The 18,887-nt window shown below is 65.1% G+C and carries 11 protein-coding genes, 4 tRNA genes, 3 rRNA genes and 1 pseudogene; 14 read left to right on the forward strand and 5 right to left on the reverse strand.

Going from position 1 to position 18,887, the window contains the following annotated elements; translation table 11 throughout:
- The first annotated feature begins 96 nt into the window (after window positions 1-96).
- The 9 genes and pseudogenes from ASC70_RS00005 to ASC70_RS25355 all read left to right on the forward strand — a co-directional run bounded on the left by ASC70_RS00005 (window position 97) and on the right by ASC70_RS25355 (window position 6,293).
- A 16S ribosomal RNA gene (locus ASC70_RS00005) occupies window positions 97-1,582 on the forward strand.
- 196 nt (window positions 1,583-1,778) lie between these two features.
- Window positions 1,779-1,855, forward strand: a tRNA-Ile gene (locus ASC70_RS00010).
- Between the two features lie 66 nt (window positions 1,856-1,921).
- A tRNA-Ala gene (locus ASC70_RS00015) sits at window positions 1,922-1,997 on the forward strand.
- 248 nt (window positions 1,998-2,245) lie between these two features.
- Window positions 2,246-5,034: ribosomal RNA gene (locus ASC70_RS00020) — 23S ribosomal RNA — on the forward strand.
- Between the two features lie 104 nt (window positions 5,035-5,138).
- Window positions 5,139-5,253, forward strand: a 5S ribosomal RNA gene (gene rrf, locus ASC70_RS00025).
- Together the 16S, 23S and 5S rRNA genes with 4 tRNA genes alongside form the textbook arrangement of a ribosomal RNA operon.
- Window positions 5,254-5,312: 59 nt before the next feature.
- Window positions 5,313-5,389, forward strand: a tRNA-Met gene (locus tag ASC70_RS00030).
- A 23-nt stretch (window positions 5,390-5,412) separates the two neighbouring features.
- Window positions 5,413-5,489, forward strand: a tRNA-Met gene (locus ASC70_RS00035).
- Between the two features lie 258 nt (window positions 5,490-5,747).
- Window positions 5,748-5,951, forward strand: a pseudogene (locus ASC70_RS25350) (cold-shock protein); the annotation flags it as partial.
- Between the two features lie 144 nt (window positions 5,952-6,095).
- Window positions 6,096-6,293: a cold-shock protein gene (locus ASC70_RS25355; protein WP_047412958.1), complete on the forward strand. Its 198-nt coding sequence runs from the start codon at window positions 6,096-6,098 to the stop codon at window positions 6,291-6,293.
- Window positions 6,294-6,419: 126 nt separating this feature from the next.
- Here the strand turns inward: ASC70_RS25355 and ASC70_RS00045 are convergent, their stop codons facing one another.
- Complete coding sequence (locus ASC70_RS00045; protein WP_056045095.1) at window positions 6,420-8,708, reverse strand: NADP-dependent malic enzyme; 2,289 nt, start codon at window positions 8,706-8,708, stop codon at window positions 6,420-6,422.
- A gap of 329 nt (window positions 8,709-9,037) precedes the next feature.
- On the opposite strand from ASC70_RS00045, the gene uraH reads away from it, so the two are divergent.
- The 5 genes from uraH (at window position 9,038) to guaD (ending at window position 15,572) form a co-directional block, all read left to right on the forward strand.
- Window positions 9,038-9,385 (forward strand): hydroxyisourate hydrolase, encoded by a 348-nt coding sequence (gene uraH, locus ASC70_RS00050; protein WP_056045096.1) that lies wholly within the window; start codon window positions 9,038-9,040, stop codon window positions 9,383-9,385.
- Window positions 9,385-10,839 carry a xanthine dehydrogenase small subunit gene (gene xdhA / locus ASC70_RS00055; protein ID WP_056045099.1) on the forward strand — a complete coding sequence of 485 codons (1,455 nt, stop codon included), beginning with the start codon at window positions 9,385-9,387 and terminating at the stop codon, window positions 10,837-10,839. The genes uraH and xdhA overlap by 1 nt, the downstream gene beginning before the upstream one ends.
- Window positions 10,832-13,168 carry a xanthine dehydrogenase molybdopterin binding subunit gene (gene xdhB, locus ASC70_RS00060; RefSeq protein WP_056045102.1) on the forward strand — a complete coding sequence of 779 codons (2,337 nt, stop codon included), beginning with the start codon at window positions 10,832-10,834 and terminating at the stop codon, window positions 13,166-13,168. Before xdhA ends, xdhB begins: the two co-directional genes overlap by 8 nt.
- A 117-nt stretch (window positions 13,169-13,285) precedes the next feature.
- On the forward strand, window positions 13,286-14,302 hold the full coding sequence (gene xdhC, locus ASC70_RS00065) for a xanthine dehydrogenase accessory protein XdhC (protein ID WP_056045106.1): 1,017 nt from the start codon (window positions 13,286-13,288) through the stop codon (window positions 14,300-14,302).
- Window positions 14,289-15,572: a guanine deaminase gene (gene guaD / locus ASC70_RS00070; protein WP_056045109.1), complete on the forward strand. Its 1,284-nt coding sequence runs from the start codon at window positions 14,289-14,291 to the stop codon at window positions 15,570-15,572. Before xdhC ends, guaD begins: the two co-directional genes overlap by 14 nt.
- A 114-nt stretch (window positions 15,573-15,686) precedes the next feature.
- Here the strand turns inward: guaD and ASC70_RS00075 are convergent, their stop codons facing one another.
- The 4 genes from ASC70_RS00075 to ASC70_RS00090 are packed head-to-tail and all read right to left on the reverse strand — an operon-like array spanning window position 15,687 to window position 18,714.
- Window positions 15,687-16,652 carry a nucleoside hydrolase gene (locus ASC70_RS00075; RefSeq protein ID WP_056045112.1) on the reverse strand — a complete coding sequence of 322 codons (966 nt, stop codon included), beginning with the start codon at window positions 16,650-16,652 and terminating at the stop codon, window positions 15,687-15,689.
- Between the two features lie 9 nt (window positions 16,653-16,661).
- The gene (hpxZ, locus tag ASC70_RS00080) at window positions 16,662-17,078 is read right to left on the reverse strand and encodes an oxalurate catabolism protein HpxZ (protein WP_056045114.1); all 417 of its coding nucleotides are present in this window, start codon (window positions 17,076-17,078) and stop codon (window positions 16,662-16,664) included.
- On the reverse strand, window positions 17,075-18,469 hold the full coding sequence (locus tag ASC70_RS00085; protein WP_056045117.1) for an AtzE family amidohydrolase: 1,395 nt from the start codon (window positions 18,467-18,469) through the stop codon (window positions 17,075-17,077). Before ASC70_RS00085 ends, hpxZ begins: the two co-directional genes overlap by 4 nt.
- Entirely contained in the window at window positions 18,466-18,714 is a 249-nt protein-coding gene (locus tag ASC70_RS00090; protein WP_082539654.1) for a hypothetical protein, read from the reverse strand. The genes ASC70_RS00085 and ASC70_RS00090 overlap by 4 nt, the downstream gene beginning before the upstream one ends.
- Window positions 18,715-18,887 lie beyond the last annotated feature (173 nt).

An 18,887-nucleotide genomic window follows, 5' to 3' on the forward strand; every position in this document is an offset into this window, starting at 1 on the left:
CATCGATGTGATTGGGAACTCGTCAAGATACTATGCAAACCAGAACCGGAGATTGGGTTTTCCCCTAGTCTCTGAAGTCTGTGTTAGCGGTCAACTCAACCTGAGAGTTTGATCCTGGCTCAGAGCGAACGCTGGCGGCAGGCCTAACACATGCAAGTCGAACGGATCCTTCGGGATTAGTGGCGGACGGGTGAGTAACACGTGGGAACGTGCCTTTTGGTTCGGAACAACTCAGGGAAACTTGAGCTAATACCGGATAAGCCCTTCGGGGGAAAGATTTATCGCCATTAGAGCGGCCCGCGTCTGATTAGCTAGTTGGTGGGGTAAAGGCCCACCAAGGCGACGATCAGTAGCTGGTCTGAGAGGATGATCAGCCACATTGGGACTGAGACACGGCCCAAACTCCTACGGGAGGCAGCAGTGGGGAATCTTGCGCAATGGGCGAAAGCCTGACGCAGCCATGCCGCGTGAATGATGAAGGTCTTAGGATTGTAAAATTCTTTCACCGGGGACGATAATGACGGTACCCGGAGAAGAAGCCCCGGCTAACTTCGTGCCAGCAGCCGCGGTAATACGAAGGGGGCTAGCGTTGCTCGGAATTACTGGGCGTAAAGGGAGCGTAGGCGGACTGTTAAGTTAGAGGTGAAAGCCCAGGGCTCAACCTTGGAATTGCCTTTGATACTGGCAGTCTTGAGTACGGAAGAGGTATGTGGAACTCCGAGTGTAGAGGTGAAATTCGTAGATATTCGGAAGAACACCAGTGGCGAAGGCGACATACTGGTCCGTTACTGACGCTGAGGCTCGAAAGCGTGGGGAGCAAACAGGATTAGATACCCTGGTAGTCCACGCCGTAAACGATGAGTGCTAGTTGTCGGCATGCATGCATGTCGGTGACGCAGCTAACGCATTAAGCACTCCGCCTGGGGAGTACGGTCGCAAGATTAAAACTCAAAGGAATTGACGGGGGCCCGCACAAGCGGTGGAGCATGTGGTTTAATTCGAAGCAACGCGCAGAACCTTACCACCTTTTGACATGCCCGGACCACCAGAGAGATCTGGCTTTCCCTTCGGGGACTGGGACACAGGTGCTGCATGGCTGTCGTCAGCTCGTGTCGTGAGATGTTGGGTTAAGTCCCGCAACGAGCGCAACCCTCGCGATTAGTTGCCATCAGGTTTGGCTGGGCACTCTAATCGTACTGCCGGAGTTAATCCGGAGGAAGGCGGGGATGACGTCAAGTCCTCATGGCCCTTACAAGGTGGGCTACACACGTGCTACAATGGCGACTACAGAGGGTTGCAATCCCGCGAGGGGGAGCCAATCCCTAAAAGTCGTCTCAGTTCGGATTGTTCTCTGCAACTCGAGAGCATGAAGTTGGAATCGCTAGTAATCGCGGATCAGCATGCCGCGGTGAATACGTTCCCGGGCCTTGTACACACCGCCCGTCACACCATGGGAGTTGGCTTTACCCGAAGGCGCTGCGCTAACTCGCAAGAGAGGCAGGCGACCACGGTAGGGTCAGCGACTGGGGTGAAGTCGTAACAAGGTAGCCGTAGGGGAACCTGCGGCTGGATCACCTCCTTTCTAAGGATGCTTCTCCAGGCTCTCACGAGCCTATTGAGGCTCCAATTAGTGCGCTAGACGCACACAAATGAGCGGATCGCCGCCGTCTTCGTTTCTCTTTCCACTCCTTGATCGCCGACTAGGCGGTCGAGGCGATCGCGAGCCCAGGAGCGGGTCAGGACCTCAGTGTCTTGGATCTGGTCTCTATGCGGCCTATGGGCCCGTAGCTCAGTTGGTTAGAGCGCACGCTTGATAAGCGTGAGGTCATAAGTTCAAGTCTTATCGGGCCTACCACTCTCTCCTACATGGACGCGCAACCGACCAGCTCCCCGCTGGGCAAGCAACTCACACCGAGTGTGAGGGGCCATAGCTCAGTTGGTAGAGCGCCTGCTTTGCAAGCAGGATGTCGTCGGTTCGAATCCGTCTGGCTCCACCATCTCTTCATCTGGAAGGCATGGTAACGCGATCGAGGAATGATCAAGTTTGCACTGGCTCTTGAGCCAGCTGCGAAATGACATTGTGAAGGCAGGGTTCCTCCGCCAACCGTAGCTCACCCCTGGGATACGGACCTGGTTTAAGGATGGACTTAAGAAGACATCATTGTCTGACTAAGGGTAGAGCTCATGCTCGAAGTCTCCTCACGAGAGTGACGAGGCTTTGAAACGCATGGGTTTTGCTGAGAACGATCAAGCGCATAAGGGCTTCTGACGGATGCCTTGGCATTGAGAGGCGATGAAGGACGTGGCACGCTGCGATAAGAGCCGGGGAGGCGCGAGCACCCTTTGATCCGGCTATCTCCGAATGGGGAAACCCACCTTTATGGTCACTCCACTTGTTCCTGACTTCGGTCAGGGCCGTAGTGGATGGATCAGAAGAGGTATAATGACCTGAATACATAGGGTTCATTAAGCAAACCCGGGGAACTGAAACATCTCAGTACCCGGAGGAAAGGACATCAACCGAGACTCCCGTAGTAGTGGCGAGCGAACCGGGACCAGGCCAGTGCTGTCGTGACATAAAGCTGAATGTGTTGGGAAACACAGCCATAGTGGGTGATAGCCCCGTAAGCGTCAAATAGCGACAGACTCGAGTAGGGCGGGACACGTGAAATCCTGTCTGAACATGGGGGGACCACCCTCCAAGCCTAAGTACTCCTCAATGACCGATAGCGAACAAGTACCGTGAGGGAAAGGTGAAAAGCACCCCGACAAGGGGAGTGAAACAGATCCTGAAATCGGAAGCCTACAAGCAGTCGGAGCCACCGCGCGTGGTGACGGCGTACCTTTTGTATAATGGGTCAGCGACTTCATGTGCCGTGCAAGCTTAAGCCGTTAGGTGTAGGCGCAGCGAAAGCGAGTCTGAATAGGGCGAATAAGTACGTCGCATGACGACCCGAAACCAGGTGATCTATCCATGAGCAGGTTGAAGGTAAGGTAACACTTACTGGAGGACCGAACCGGTGAATGTTGAAAAATTCTCGGATGACTTGTGGATAGGGGTGAAAGGCCAATCAAACCTGGACATAGCTGGTTCTCCGCGAAAACTATTTAGGTAGTGCCTCGGACGTATTCCTTGGGGGGTAGAGCACTGAATGGATGCGGGCGGCGCGAGCTGTACCAATTCTAATCAAACTCCGAATACCCAAGAGAACTATCCGGGAGACACACGGCGGGTGCTAACGTCCGTCGTGAAAAGGGAAACAACCCTAACCATCATCTAAGGCCCCCAAGTACTGGCTAAGTGGGAAACGATGTGGGTTTGCTTTGACAACCAGGATGTTGGCTTAGAAGCAGCCATCATTTAAAGAAAGCGTAACAGCTCACTGGTCAAGCGAACCTGCGCGGAAAATGTAACGGGGCTCAAGCCAGTCGCCGAAGGTATGGGTGTGCACTTTGTGCACGCGGTAGCGGAGCGTTCCGTAAGCCGATGAAGGTGAGGCGTGAGCCTTGCTGGAGGTATCGGAAGTGAGAATGCTGACATGAGTAGCGATAAAGAGGGTGAGAGACCCTCTCGCCGAAAGCCCAAGGGTTCCTGCGTAAAGCTAATCTGCGCAGGGTTAGTCGGCCCCTAAGGCGAGGCCGAAAGGCGTAGTCGATGGGAATCAGGTGAATATTCCTGAACCAGTTGGAAGTGACGGATCTGGTAAATTGTCAGGGCTTATTGGATTGCTCCTGGCAGTGAACAGGTCCCTGGAAATAACTCCAACGGAGACCGTACCCGAAACCGACACAGGTGGGCAGGTAGAGTATACCAAGGCGCTTGAGAGAACTGTGCTGAAGGAACTCGGCAAATTGCACGCGTAACTTCGGGATAAGCGTGACTCTTCTTTGGGCAACCAGAGAAGAGTGGCACAAGCCAGGGGGTAGCGACTGTTTATCAAAAACACAGGGCTCTGCGAAGCCGCAAGGCGACGTATAGGGTCTGACGCCTGCCCGGTGCCTGAAGGTTAAAAGGAGGGGTGCAAGCTCTGAATTGAAGCCCAGGTAAACGGCGGCCGTAACTATAACGGTCCTAAGGTAGCGAAATTCCTTGTCGGGTAAGTTCCGACCTGCACGAATGGCGTAACGACTTCCCCACTGTCTCCAGCACAGGCTCAGCGAAATTGAATTCCCCGTGAAGATGCGGGGTTCCCGCGGTCAGACGGAAAGACCCTATGAACCTTTACTGCAGCTTCGCCTTGGCGTTAGCAACAACATGTGTAGGATAGGTGGGAGGCTATGAAACCGGGGCGCCAGTCTCGGTGGAGCCATCCTTGAAATACCACCCTTATTGTTGCTGACGTCTAACCGCGGCCCGTTATCCGGGTCCGGGACATGGCGTGGCGGGCAGTTTGACTGGGGCGGTCGCCTCCCAAAGTGTAACGGAGGCGCGCGATGGTGGGCTCAGACCGGTCGGAAATCGGTCGTCGAGTGCAATGGCATAAGCCCGCCTGACTGCGAGACTGACAAGTCGAGCAGAGACGAAAGTCGGCCATAGTGATCCGGTGGTCCTGCGTGGAAGGGCCATCGCTCAACGAATAAAAGGTACTCTAGGGATAACAGGCTGATTTTGCCCAAGAGTCCATATCGACGGCAAAGTTTGGCACCTCGATGTCGGCTCATCACATCCTGGGGCTGGAGCAGGTCCCAAGGGTTCGGCTGTTCGCCGATTAAAGTGGTACGTGAGCTGGGTTCAGAACGTCGTGAGACAGTTTGGTCCCTATCTGCCGTGGGTGTACGAGACTTGAGAGGATCTGTCCCTAGTACGAGAGGACCGGGATGGACACACCTCTGGTGGACCTGTCATGGCGCCAGCTGTGCAGCAGGGTAGCTAAGTGTGGAATAGATAACCGCTGAAAGCATCTAAGCGGGAAACTAACCTCAAAACAAGGTCTCGCTGAGAGCCGTGGAAGACCACCACGTTGATAGGCCGGGTGTGGAAGTGCGGCGACGCATGGAGCTTACCGGTACTAATAGCTCGATAGGCTTGATCGTTCTTCAGTCAAACCCATGCAATCGCATGGCTCTACCTCAGACACTGATGTCTTCTTCTTAAATCGCCACTCTCGAAACAGAGTGGTCGATATCCTTTTCGCTGACCTGGTGGCTATGCCGGGGGTTCCCCACCCGATCCCATTCCGAACTCGGTCGTTAAGTCCCCCTGGGCCAATGGTACTTCGTCTCAAGGCGCGGGAGAGTAGGTCGCCGCCAGGTCCGCCAAAAGGATATCCTCTTCAAGTCCACTCCCTGCCAACTCAATCTCAACACCCTGACGCGGGGTGGAGCAGCCCGGTAGCTCGTCAGGCTCATAACCTGAAGGTCACAGGTTCAAATCCTGTCCCCGCACCCAAGGGTTCAATCTCAACACCCTGACGCGGGGTGGAGCAGCCCGGTAGCTCGTCAGGCTCATAACCTGAAGGTCACAGGTTCAAATCCTGTCCCCGCACCCAAGGTCCCATAAGGCTTAGTCCGCGTTTCGACGCCCCGTCCGCTTGCGGCCGGGGCTTTTTGACACCCTGACGTGCAACCTATAGCGGCATTTTGGCAACGCTCGCCGCCTGAAGCGCGAATTTTTGTGGCTTAGGCCGTCTTGATGCCGATTTTCTCCATTCAAAGCCCATAGCGCGTAGCGCGGTTTTGCGTCATGACTTCCGTCGGAAGGACGCGGGCCGACTATCAGCCCGTCGATTGAGGTGTTTGAGGATAATATGGCGAACGGTGTCGTTAAGTGGTTCAACCCGGCCAAGGGCTTTGGTTTCATTCAGCCCGAGGACGGCGGCCAGGACGTGTTCGTCCACATCGCCGCGGTTGAACGCTCGGGCCTGGCGGGCCTGAACGAAGGTGATCAAGTCAATTACGAGCTGGAAGAAGACCGCCGCTCGGGCAAGACTTCGGCCGGTCAACTGCGTGTCACGGGCCATGGCGCTGTTCCGGCCGGCGGTGGCGCCGGCGGCGCTCGCGCTGGCGCTCGTCCCCCGCGCAGCTTCGACGGTCCGCGCGGCGGCGGTGGCGGCGGCGGCGGTTTCTCGGGCGGCACCGGGGAGTCGGGCACGGGCGTGGTGAAGTGGTTCAACACGACCAAGGGCTTCGGCTTCATCCAGCCGGACAACGGCGGCGGCGATGTGTTCGTGCACATCTCGGCCGTGGAACGCGCCGGGCTGCGCGGCCTGAACGAAGGCCAGCAAGTCGGCTATGAGCTTGAACAGGACCGCCGCTCGGGCAAGACCTCGGCCGGCAATCTGCGCATCCTCTAAGGCTGTTCGCAGCGAAAAGGCCGCCCGGACGGACGGCCTTTTCAGAGCTTTTTTGAGAGGCCCCGCCGACGCGGAAGTGTCGGACGGGGCCTCTTGGCATTCGAAAGCGCGGCTTAACGACGCACCCTAGGCGTCAGCGCGCGCCTTGTCCGAAGCCGCCTGGTTGACCGCCAGGGCGGTCAGGTTGACGATGCCACGCGCCGTGACACTGGGGATCAACACATGCACCGGCTTGCTCATGCCCAGCAGAATCGGGCCGACCAGCAGGGACTCGGTGGCGGCGCTGAGCAGGGTCAGGCCGATATTGGCCGCGTCCAGGGTCGGCATGACCAGCAGGTTGGCCGAGCCCTTTAGCGGGCTGTCGGCGACCATGCGGTCGCGCAAATGCTGGCTGAGGGCGGCGTCGGCGTGCATCTCGCCGTCGACTTCCAGGTCCGGCGCCTGGGCGCGCAACAGGGCCAGGGCCTCGCGCATCTTGCGGGCGGTCGGCGAGTTGCTGGCCCCGAACGAGGAGTGCGAGAGCAGGGCGGCCTTGGGCGTCAGGCCAAAGCGACGGACGGCCTCGGCGGCCAGTTGGGTGACCTCGCAGATCTGGTCGGCGGTCGGGTCGACATTGACGTGGGTGTCGCAGAAGAACAGCGTGCCGGTCTGCAGGATCAACGTCGACATGGCGTAGACGCGGCTGACATTGTCCCGCTTGGGAATGATCGGCAGGGCGTACTTCATGTGCTGCCACCAGTCGCCGCTGCCGCCGACCAGGGCGGCCTCGACATAGCCGGACGCCAGCAGCATCGAGGCCGCCACGGTGCGGCGACCCTGAACGCGGCGCTCGGCGGCGATCGGCGGCACGCCGCGCCGGCCGACCAGGCGCTGATAGTCGGCGACGAGCGGGCCGAACAGATCCTTGTCGGTCTGCGGATCGACGATCTCGATCGCGCCGCCGAGGTCTAGGCGCAGGCCCATCTCCGCGACCTTGGCCTTGATGACGTCGCGACGGCCGACCAGCACCGGCCTGGCCAGGCCCTCGTCGACGACGGTCTGGACGGCGCGCAGCACGCGCTCGTCCTCGCCCTCGGCATAGGCGACCTTGACCGGCGCCTTGCGGGCCCGCTCGAACACCGGCCGCATCAGCTGGCCCGAGCGGTAGACGAACAGCTCCAGCTCGGCCTGATAGGCGTCGAAGTCGGCGATCGGCCGGGTGGCGACGCCGCTGTCCATGGCCGCGCGGGCCACGGCCGGGGCGATCTGCAGGATCAGGCGCGGGTCGAACGGCTTGGGGATGATGTATTGCGCGCCGAACACCGGCGCCGCGCCGCCATAGGCCGAGGCCACGACCTCGGACGCCTCGGCGCGGGCCAGCTCGGCGATGGCCTCGACGGCGGCGACCTTCATCGCCTCGTTGATCTCGCTGGCCCCGACGTCCAGGGCGCCTCGGAAGATGAACGGGAAGCAGAGGACGTTGTTGACCTGGTTGGGATAGTCGCTGCGGCCGGTGGCCATGATGGCGTCGGGGCGGGCGGCATAGACCAGCTCGGGCAGGATTTCCGGATCCGGATTGGCCATGGCCAGGATCAGCGGGTTCGGAGCCAGCAGCGGCAGCCACTCGGGCTTGAACACGCGCGGGGCCGAGAGGCCCAGGAAGATGTCGGCGCCCGGCAGCACTTCAGGCAGGGTGCGCGCGTCGGTCTGGCGGGCGTAGCGGGCCATATTGTCGGGCATGTCCGGCTCACGGCCGGCATGCACCACGCCCTTGATGTCGGTCAGGGTGACGTTCTCGACCGGCAGACCCATCGAGACCAGCAGGTCGACGCAGGCCAGGGCGGCCGCGCCGGCGCCCGAGGTGACCAGCTTGACGTCCATCAGGGTCTTGCCTTGGACGAGCAAGGCGTTGCGGACCGCCGCCGCGCAGACGATGGCGGTGCCGTGCTGGTCGTCGTGGAAGACCGGGATGTTCATCCGCTCGCGCAGGGCGCGTTCGATGACGAAGCACTCGGGGGCCTTGATGTCCTCGAGATTGATGCCGCCGAAGGTGGGCTCCAGGGCCGCGACCACCTCGATGAAGCGGTCGGGATCCTCGGCGTCGACCTCAATGTCGAAGACGTCGATGCCGGCGAACTTCTTGAACAGGACGGCCTTGCCTTCCATCACCGGCTTGGAGGCCAGCGGGCCGATATTGCCAAGGCCCAGCACCGCGGTGCCGTTGGAGATCACCGCCACCAGATTGCCGCGGGCGGTGTAGTCGCGCGCCAGGTCGGGGTTTTCGGCGATGGCCAGGCAGGGCGCGGCGACGCCGGGCGAATAGGCGAGGGCGAGGTCGCGCTGGGTGGCCATGCGCTTGGTGGCTTCGATCGCCAGTTTCCCGGGCCGCGGAAGACGGTGGTAGTCCAGGGCGGCTTTACGGAAATCCTCGTCCATCGATCGTTCCTCTGGCGGCCTGCGCGGCGCATCTGGCTGGCTTCGTCTCAGCGCGAAGCGTCGGCGCCTTTGCTAGCGGGGTTGGCGCGGCAATTCCAACTCTTCGCCGCCGATCGGGCGTTTTTTATTGGTAGCGGTACCAGTCGTCGACGCGGTCGGAAGCGGATTCCGGCTCTCATAAGTAATAAATCTATTATATAATGCCTGCGCTTCGGGCGCCGCGCGCCGCCTTCCTTGGCGCTTGTCCTTCCAGCGCGGCCGTGTGGGGCAAGGCGCTGGACAGGGCGGGCGGAGCACCCGAGCATCGGTTGGCGACCAGAGGGCGGAGCATGAGCGGATTGACGACCCATATCCTCGACCAGGCGGCCGGAAAGCCGGCGGCCGGGGTCGTGGTGCGGGTATCGCGTCGCGAGGGCTCGAACCTCGCCCCGGTGGCGGAACTCCGCACGGACGCCGACGGTCGCGCGCGGCTTGTCGCCGGCGAGGACCTGAAGGTCGGCGGCTATCGCCTGGAGTTCGCGATTGGCGAGCACTTCAAGGCGTCCGGCCTGCCGGTTACCGACCCGCCGTTCCTGGACGTCGTGGTCATCGATTTCGCCGTGTCGAACGTCGAGCAGCATTGGCACGTGCCGCTGCTGGTCTCGCCGTACGGCTATTCCACCTACCGGGGCAGCTGATGGGCGAGACGATCAGGTTCCTGCTGGACGGCGAGGTCCATGAGGTGCGCGGGGCCAACCCGACGACGACCTTGCTCGAGCACCTGCGCGGCCCGATGCGGCGCACCGGAACCAAGGAGGGCTGCGCCGAGGGTGACTGCGGCTCGTGCACGGTGCTGGTCGGCGAGCCGGACGGCGAGGGGCCCGCGGGGCGCGTCGCCTGGCGGGCGGTCAACAGCTGCATCCAGTTCCTGCCTATGCTGCACGGCAAGGCGTTGATGACGGTCGAGAGCCTGGCCAAAGGTGGCGCGCTGCATCCGGTGCAGCAGGCCATGGTCGACAAGCACGGCTCGCAGTGCGGCTTCTGCACGCCGGGCATCGTGATGTCGTTGTATGGCCGCGCGATCGCGGCCAAGGGCGCGGCCGCCCCGGTCGGCGAGGTGCTGGCTGGCAACCTGTGCCGCTGCACCGGCTATGGCCCGATCATCGAGGTGGCCAAGGGCGTCGCGGCCGAGCCCGCGCCGGCGGTCGACCTGTCCCCCCTCCACGACGAGACCATGCTGGACCTCAGCTTCGAGGATCCGATCCACGGCGTCACGCGCCGCTGGCTGGCGCCGCGCACGGTCGACGAGTTGGCCCAGGTCTACGAAGCCCATCCCGATGCGACGATCGTGGCCGGCGCCACCGATGTCGGCCTATGGGTCACCAAGCAGCGGCGGCCGCTGCCGATCCTGATCAGCGTGTCCGAAGTCGCCGAACTGAAGGCGCTGGAAGAGACGGCCGAGGCCTTACGGATCGGCGCGGGCGTCCGCTATGTCGACGCCGTCGAGGCGATCTCGAAACTCTATCCCGACTTGGGCGCGATGATGCGGCGCCTGGGCTCGACCCAGGTGCGCAACAGCGGCACGATCGGCGGCAACATCGCCAACGGCTCGCCGATCGGCGACATGCCGCCGGCCCTGATCGCGGCGGGCGCGACCCTGGTCCTGCGGAAGGGGAGTGAGCGGCGCGAGATGCCGCTGGAAGACTTCTTCCTCGACTACGGCAAGCAGGATCGCCGGCCCGGCGAGTTCGTCGAGGCGGTGATCGCGCCGAAGCTCGACGCCAGCCGGATCTTCAAGGTTTTCAAACTGTCCAAGCGTTTCGACCAGGACATCTCGGCGGTCTGCGGGGCGTTTTCGCTGGCGGTGAAGGACGGCGTGGTCGCCGACGTCCGCATCGCCTTCGGCGGCATGGCCGGCACGCCCAAGCGGGCGAAGGCCTGCGAAGCGGCGCTGGTCGGCCAGCCCTGGACCGAGGCTACGGTCGAGGCCGGGATGGCGGGGCTCGATATCGACTACAAGCCGATGAGCGACATGCGCGCCTCGGCGGCCTACCGGTCGCTGACCGCGCGGAATATGCTGCGCAAGGTGTTCCTGGAGAGCCAGGACCCGGATGCGGAGACCCGTATCGTTCCGGAGAGCGCGCATGGCTGACTCCGCCGCCACCGTCGTCGAGACCACCCCGTTCCAGGGTGTCCACGCGCCTCTGCCGCATGACAGCGCCGTCCGCCACGTCGCGGGCTCGGCGATCTATATCGACGACATTCCCGAGCCGGTCGGCCTGCTGCACGTGCACCTGGGCATGAGCGCCCGGGCGCACGCGCGTATCACCAAGCTGGATCTCTCGGCCGTCCGCGCCGCCCCGGGCGTGGTGCTGGTGCTGACCGCCGCCGACATTCCCGGCGAGAACGACGTCAGCCCGGTAATCCACGACGACAAGCTGTTCGCTGACGGCGAGGTCTATTGCGTCGGCCAGAGCCTGTTCGCCGTCGCCGCCACCTCGATCGCCGCCGCCCGCGCCGCCGCTGGCCTGGCCGTGGTCGCGTACGAGGACCTGCCGGCCGCTGTCGACATCGCCGCCGCCCGCGACATGGACCTGAAGATCGAGACCTCGCAGCGCATGGCGCGCGGCGACGCCCAGGCCGCGCTCGCCGCCGCGCCGCGCCGGGTCCAGGGCCAGTTCGCGATCGGCGGCCAGGACCACTTCTACCTTGAGGGCCAGGTGGCCCTGGCCACGCCGGGCGAGGACGGCGACGTCCACATCTGGTCGTCGACCCAGCATCCCAGCGAAGTCCAGCACCTGGTCGCTCGCGTGCTGGATCGCCCGCACACCGCCGTCACCGTCGAGATCCGCCGCATGGGCGGGGGCTTCGGCGGCAAGGAGACGCAAGCCTCGCTATTCGCCGCCGCCGCCGCCCTGGTGGCGGTGAAGACCGGCCGCCCGGCCAAGTGCCGTCCGGATCGCGACGAGGACATGGTCATGACCGGCAAGCGGCACGACTTCGAGGCCGCCTACGACGTCGGCTTCGACGACGACGGAAGGCTGACGGGGCTGTCCCTGGAGTTGGCCTCGCGCTGCGGGGCGACGACCGACCTGTCGCTGGCGATCAACGATCGGGCGATGTTCCACGCCGACAACACCTACTACCTGCCGGCGGTCGAGATCATCTCGCACCGGTTCAAGACCCACACCGTCTCGAACACCGCCTTCCGGGGCTTCGGCGGACCGCAGGGCATGCTGGCCATCGAGCGGGTGATGGACGCGGTCGCCGCCGCCACCGGCCTGGACCCGCTGGAGGTGCGCCGCCGCAACCTCTATGGCGGGGAGGGGCGTAACCTGACGCCCTACCACCAGACGGTGGAGGACAATGTCGCTCCGCAGCTGATCGACGAGCTGGCGGCGTCCTGCGCCTACGACGCGCGTCGCCGCGAGATCGAGGCGTTCAACCGCGCCAGCCCGGTGCTGAAGAAGGGCATCGCCCTGACGCCGGTGAAGTTCGGCATCTCGTTCACGACCACCCACCTGAACCAGGCCGGCGCCCTGATCCACCTCTACGCCGACGGCTCGATCATGCTGAACCATGGCGGCACCGAGATGGGGCAGGGGCTGCACGTCAAGGTCGCCCAGATCGTCGCCCAGGCCTTCCAGGTCGACATGGCCCGGATCAAGGTGACCTCGACCGTCACCGACAAGGTGCCCAACACCTCGGCCACCGCCGCCTCGTCGGGCGCGGACCTCAACGGCATGGCGGCCCTGAACGCGGCCGAGACGATCAAGGCGCGGCTGGTGGCGTTCGCCGCCAAGAAGTGGGGCGTCGAACCGCACGAAGTGGCCTTCACCCCCGACGGCGTCCGTGTCGGCGGCGAAACCTTCGAGTTCGGCTGGTTCGCCCGACAAGCCTATCTGGCGCGGATCTCGCTATCGGCCACCGGCTTCTACGCCACGCCCAAGATCCACTATGACCGCGCCACCCATACCGGCCGGCCGTTCTTCTACTTCGCCTATGGCGCGGCCTGCAGCGAGGTGCTGATCGACACCCTGACCGGCGAGATGAAGGTCACCCGCGCCGACATCCTGCACGACGTCGGCAAGTCGCTGAACCCGGCCATCGACCTGGGCCAGATCGAAGGGGGCTTCATCCAGGGGATGGGCTGGCTGACGACCGAGGAGCTTGTCTATGACGGGGAGGGCCGTCTGCGGACCCACGCGCCTTCGACCTACAAGATTCCGACCTGCGGCGATCGGCCGGCGCATCTGGATGTCCGGCTGTGGAAGGCGGGGCGCAATGTCGAGGCGACCGTGCACCGCTCCAAGGCCGTGGGCGAGCCGCCGCTGATGCTGGCGATCTCGGTGTACAGCGCGATCAATCACGCCGTGGCGAGTGTCGGCGACTACAAGGTTCTGCCGCGGCTCGATGCGCCGGCGACGCCCGAGGCGATCCTGATGGCGTGCGAGGATGTGAAGGCGAGGACTCATGTTTAGTCCCCTCTCCCATAGGGAGAGGGAGGGGCCCGCGCCGAAGGCGTGGGAGGGTGAGGGGTCACACCGTCATCCGTCGAAACCCCTCACCCCTACCCCTCTCCCTATGGGAGAGGGAGCATGAGGAACTGGGCTCGCGAGGCCTTGGCCAGGCTGGATGCGCATGATGAAGCGGCGCTGGTCACCGTCCTGGCCACCGAAGGCTCGGCCCCGCGCGAGGCCGGGACCAAGATGGTCGTCTGGCGCGGCGGCCAGTCCGGCACGATCGGCGGCGGCAATCTGGAGCACCGCGCCGCCGACCAGGCGCGGCGGATGCTGGAAGGCGGCCAAGTCCACTTCGCGATCCAGGACTATCCGCTGGGTCCGCTGCTGGCCCAGTGCTGCGGCGGCCGGGTGCGGCTGTTCCTGGAGCGTTTGAACGACAACAGCCGCGACTGGCTGACCGAGGCCGCCAAGCGGATGGACGCGGCCCAGCCGTTCGAGGTCCGCACCCGCTTCGACCCCGGCGCCCTGAGCAAGACCATCGCCCCGATCCTGGCCACCGACGCCGAGGGCCCCTCCGTCTCTCTGGCCGGCGCGTCCGCCAGCGCGCGCGGGGTCCGGCCTGACCTGGGCGACGTGTTGGTCGAGCGCGCCGACGCCCCGCGCCCGCCACTGCTGCTGTTCGGGGCCGGTCATGTCGGCCAGGCCGTCGCCAAGGCCTTCGAGCCGCTACCCTTCCGCCTGTCCTGGTACGACAGCCGGCCGGAGACCGCCGACATCGGCGGCGTCCGCGTCGCCGAGGCGGCCGAGATGGCCGCCGCGGCCATGGGCGCCAGCTCCGACGCCTATGGCCTGGTGATGACCCATGACCATGCCCTGGACTACGCCCTGGTCTCGGCCGGCCTGGCCGGCGGCGGCTTTACATACCTCGGCGTCATCGGCTCGAAGACCAAGCGCGCCCGATTCATGAGCCGGCTGCGCGACGATGGCTTCTCGGAAGTCGTGCTGACCCGCCTGACGTGCCCCATCGGCCTGCCGCATCTGAAGAGCAAAGCGCCGGAGGTGATCGCGGTTTCGGTGGCCGCCGACCTCCTGATGCGCCAGGAAGCGGCGCGGATCCGCAACGACGAAGGCCTGACCCGTGCAAGCATTTAGAGCGTCGATCCTCCACCTGCTGGAGGACCCGACGAGGAACGCGGAGGCGGTCGCCTTCCACGACGACGGCCTGCTGTTGGTCGAGGACGGCCGCGTGGTCGCTTGCGGCGCCTATGCCGAGCTGTCGCCGTTGCTGGGCGATGCGCCGGTCGACGACCTGACCGGCCATCTGATCACGCCGGGCTTCGTCGACACCCATATCCACTTCCCGCAGGTCGACGTCATCGCCGCCCACGGCAAGCAGCTGCTGGACTGGCTGGAGCAGCATACTTTCCCAGCCGAAAAGGCCTTCGCCGACCCGAAGCACGCGGCCGACACCGCGGCCTTCTTCATCGACGAGCTGCTGCGCAACGGCACCACGACGGCCCTGGTGTTCGGCTCGGTGCACAAGGTCTCGGTCGACGCCCTGTTCGCCGAAGCCTTCGACCGCGACATGCGGCTGATCGCCGGCAAGTCGCTGATGGACCGCAACGCGCCCGACGGTCTGACCGACACGGTCGAGAGCAGCCGCGCCGACATGGAGGCCCTGATCGCCGACTGGCACGGCAAGGGGCGCCTCGGCTACGCGGTCACCCCGCGCTTCGCGATCAGCTGCAGCGACGAGCAGCTGGCCATGGCCGGTGAGGTGCTGGCCGCCCATCCCGACGTCTGGATGCAGACCCATCTCTCCGAGAACCTGCACGAGATCAAGGAGACGGCCCGGCTGTTTCCCGCCGCCAAAGACTATCTGGACGTCTACGACCGTTTCGGCCTGCTGCGCGAACGCTCGGTCTTCGCCCACTGCGTCCACCTGAAGGGCGAGGCCTTCCAGCGGATGGCCGCCAAGGGCGGGGCGGCGGCCTTCTGCCCGACCTCGAACCTGTTCCTGGGCTCGGGCCTGTTCCCGCTGGAGGAGGCCTGTGCGCTGGGGGTCAAGGTCGGCATGGGCACTGATGTCGGGGCCGGCACGACCTTCTCGATCCTCCATACCCTGGGCGAGGCCTACAAGGTCGGCCAGCTGCGCGGCGACGCGCTGGACCCGTTCCACGCGCTGTACCTGGCGACCCTGGGCGGGGCGCGGGCGCTGGACCTGGACGACAAGATCGGCAACCTCGCGCCAGGCAAGGAGGCTGATTTCGTGGTGCTGGACCTGGCCGCGACCCCGCTGATGGCGCGGCGGCTGGCCGGGGCCAAGCGCCTCGAGGACCGACTGTTCGCGCTGACGGTGCTGGGGGATGACCGCGTGGTGGCGCGGACCTATTTGGCGGGCGTGGAGCGGTACAGGCGCTAACTGGAGAACTTGCCCCGCCGCGCCTGCAGCACTCCTCCCCCGGAGGGGGAAGAAGATCCTTCCGCCCGCCTTTGGGGGCGGACGACCGCGAAGCGGTCAGGTGGGGGAAGCCGCTTAAGCCGCCCCCATCGTCTCCGCGTACAGCTTCAACAACCGGTCCCCATCCACGGCCACCGTCGCCGCCTGGATCGGTTGGTCATCCCAGGCCGACGGCCCGAACAGCTCGCCCTCGACCTTCTGGCAGGTCTGGCCCAGGGCAACGCCCTCGGTCACCACCCGCACCGAGCCGCGACGCACGGTGAACAGGGTCGGGTCGATCACGAACGCCACCGCCGCGGCGTCGTGGACGCAGCAGCCGACGATGCCGTCGCGGCCGCCGTAGAAGGCGGCGTAGGGCTTGGAGATCTCATTGAGGAACACGCCGGCGTCGCCGCCCGACGCAGCCAGGGCTTCCATGTATTGCGGGGTCATCACCACCTGGGTGGTCACATCCAGGCTGACGGCGGTGAGGTTCCAAGGCGCGGTGAACACTTGGTCGGCGGCTTCCGGGTCGTTCCAGATATTAGCCTCGGCCACGGGCGTGACATTGCCCGGCTTGCCGGCCACGCCGAACGCGCCGCCCATGATCACCACCGACTTCAGCAGGGTCGCGACCTCGGGATCGGCCTTCAGGGCCAGGACCAGGTTGGTCAGCGGGCCGACGGCGCACAGCACCACCTCGCCCGGATACTGGCGGGCCAGGTCGATGATCGCCTGGTGGGCCGGCTTGGTCTCGGGTTGGCCCGGAACCAGCCCGGTCAGCTCGACATCGCCCAGGCCGTTCTCGCCGTGCACGAAGGTCGGCGAGGGATTGCGCGGCCGGGTCAGCGGCTTGTCGGTCCCCTTGTAGACAGGGGCGGTCAGGCCGAAGCGCTGCTTCAGGTAAAGCGCATTGCGGGTCGTCGTCTCGATGTCGGAATTGCCGAAGATCGTCGTCACCGCGATCAGCTCGAGCGCGGGGCTGGCCTCGATGAACAGCAGCGCCATGGCGTCGTCGATGCCGGGATCAGTGTCGAAGATGATCTTGGTCGGAGTCGTCATGGGCGGGCTCTAGCGCTTTTCTTCTTGTGACGCGAGGCGCTGGTCGGCCCCGCCTTGCATCAACGAAACATGGGCCGAGGCGACCTTCCAGCCGTCCTCGGTGCGGATCCAGGTCTGGCTCTGGCGGCCGATCTTGCCGGTGTCGTCGCGGCGGAACTCGACATTGGCGACGGCGAAGTCGGCGCCGAAGGTGGTGATCTGTGTCCGTAGCCGCGTGCGCGGCGGCGAGCCGCCGGCCCGACCGAGGCGGAAGGCGGCGATCTCGTCGAAGCTCCAGAGGTTCTCGGCGACACCCAGCCGCACGGTGTGCGGCGCGTTCCAGAAAGCGCCGTCCAGCGCCGCGACGTCATTGCTCATCAGCGCCGTCTCGTAGGCGTCGACCAAGGCGGTCAGCTCCGCCAGCACATCGGGATCGTTGACGATCATAGGGCGCCTTTCGGAGGATGGGCGGTAAGGACCCCGGCGCGCTCCAGCCGCGTGGCGGCGGCGAAGGCCAGGTCCTCGCGCCAAGCCGGCGCGATGATCTGCACGCCGACCGGCAGCTGTCCCGGACGGTTCACCGGCGCGGCCAGCACCGGCAGGCCGACATAGCTGATCGGCTGGGTGAAGGCGCCGAGGTTCTTGCGCACCGAGACGGGGACCCCGTCCATCTCCATGGTCGCTTGGCCGATCGGCGGGGCGGGACAAACCGACGAGGGGGCCAGCAGGATGTCGTAGCGCTGGAAGGCTGCCCGGACTTCGTCACGGAAGACGGTGCGAAAGCGTTGAGCCGCGCGATGCACGCCTTCCGGCAGCAGGGCCCCGGCCAGCAGGCGGTCGCGGACGGCCGGGTCATAGTCCATGGCCCGGGCGGCCAGGTCGTCGTGATGCAGCTCGCCGCCCTCGAAGGCGGTCAGGCAGAAGGCGGCCGCGCGGGCGGCTTGTGCGCCGGGGAGTTGCACGATGTCGTCGGCCTTCAGCGCCACGGCCACCCGGCCCAGGGCTTCCAGCACTTCGGGGAACGCGCCTTGCTGGAACCAGCCGCCCAGCACGCCAACCCGCAACGGCTGATTGGCCAGGACCTCGAGGCGCTCCGACAGCGGCTCGACCTCGCGCACGCAGATCGCGTCGCCTTGCGGATCCGGGCCCTGCAGCACGTCGTAGGCCAGGGCCAGGTCCTCGACCGACCGCGCGAACGGACCGACGTGGTCCAGGCTCTCGACGAAGGGGAAGACGCCCTGGCGCGACAGGCGGCCATAGGTGGGCTTCAGGCCGAAGACGCCGCACAGGCTGGCCGGGATGCGGATCGAGCCGTTGGTGTCCGAGCCCAGCGTCAGGGGCGTAAGGCCCGCCGCCACGGCCGCCGCCGACCCGCCCGACGAGCCGCCGGCGATGCGGGTCGGATCGTGCGGATTGCGCACCGGCCCGTCGTGCGCGTTCTCGGTGACGAAGCCATAGGCGAACTCGTCCATGTTCAGCGCGCCCACCAGGATCGCCCCGGCGGCGGTCAGGCGCCGGACCAGGGTCGCATCGTGGGGCGGGGCAGCGGCCTCGCGGCGGATCTTCGAGCCGGCCAGGGTCGGCAGACCCTCGACATCGAACAGGTTCTTGACCGCGAACGGCACGCCGGCCAGCGGACCCAGGGGACGTCCGGCGGCGCGATCGGCGTCGACGGCATCGGCCGCGGCGAGGGCGCGCTCGGCGGTCACGGCGGTGAAGGCGTTGATCCCGCCGTCCAGCCGCTGGATCCGCGACAGGGTGGCCTCGGTCACCGCCCGAGCGGTGACGTGGCCGGCGCGGACCTCGCCGGCGATCTCGACGATGCTGCAGAAGCTCACGGTTCGAAGATCTCCGGGGCCTCGCTGGCGGCCTCGTCCAAGGGAGCCTCGCTCAAGGCGGCGACGAACAGGGTGGTCTGGCTCCGCAGCAGAGCGACGTTGTCGATGACGCCGGGCAGGGCGGCCGGCGGCAGGCTCAGCCCGCGCTCGGCCGCGCGGGCGGCGGTCCAGGGACCGATCTCGGCGTTGCCGAGTTCGAGGAAGGCCGTCGTCTCCGGGTCTATCGTCCGCGCGTCGGGCGCCATGCGGCCAGGCTCCATAAGTAAGAAAAAACTTCATACACCCGGGTTCGCCGGACACGCCAGCCCTGCTTGGCGAGGAACGGGTTTCCGCCCAAGCGCGCGCCATTCTCCGCGCCGATCGCCCGCCGCGCAGGCAGGCGAGGGCGATCGCGCGTTCCGATGCGCGTCACGCCTTG

Source organism: Caulobacter sp. Root343 (assembly GCF_001425745.1).
Classification (GTDB): domain Bacteria; phylum Pseudomonadota; class Alphaproteobacteria; order Caulobacterales; family Caulobacteraceae; genus Caulobacter.

What these genes read in the sequence shown, in the direction of transcription:
- ASC70_RS00045 (WP_056045095.1), bottom strand. Translation starts at nt 8,708, where the DNA reads ATGGACGAGGATTTCCGTAAAGCCGCCCTGGACTACCACCGTCTTCCG.
- uraH (WP_056045096.1), top strand. Translation starts at nt 9,038, where the DNA reads ATGAGCGGATTGACGACCCATATCCTCGACCAGGCGGCCGGAAAGCCG.
- xdhA (WP_056045099.1), top strand. Translation starts at nt 9,385, where the DNA reads ATGGGCGAGACGATCAGGTTCCTGCTGGACGGCGAGGTCCATGAGGTG.
- xdhB (WP_056045102.1), top strand. Translation starts at nt 10,832, where the DNA reads ATGGCTGACTCCGCCGCCACCGTCGTCGAGACCACCCCGTTCCAGGGT.
- xdhC (WP_056045106.1), top strand. Translation starts at nt 13,286, where the DNA reads ATGAGGAACTGGGCTCGCGAGGCCTTGGCCAGGCTGGATGCGCATGAT.
- ASC70_RS00075 (WP_056045112.1), bottom strand. Translation starts at nt 16,652, where the DNA reads ATGACGACTCCGACCAAGATCATCTTCGACACTGATCCCGGCATCGAC.
- hpxZ (WP_056045114.1), bottom strand. Translation starts at nt 17,078, where the DNA reads ATGATCGTCAACGATCCCGATGTGCTGGCGGAGCTGACCGCCTTGGTC.
- ASC70_RS00090 (WP_082539654.1), bottom strand. Translation starts at nt 18,714, where the DNA reads ATGGCGCCCGACGCGCGGACGATAGACCCGGAGACGACGGCCTTCCTC.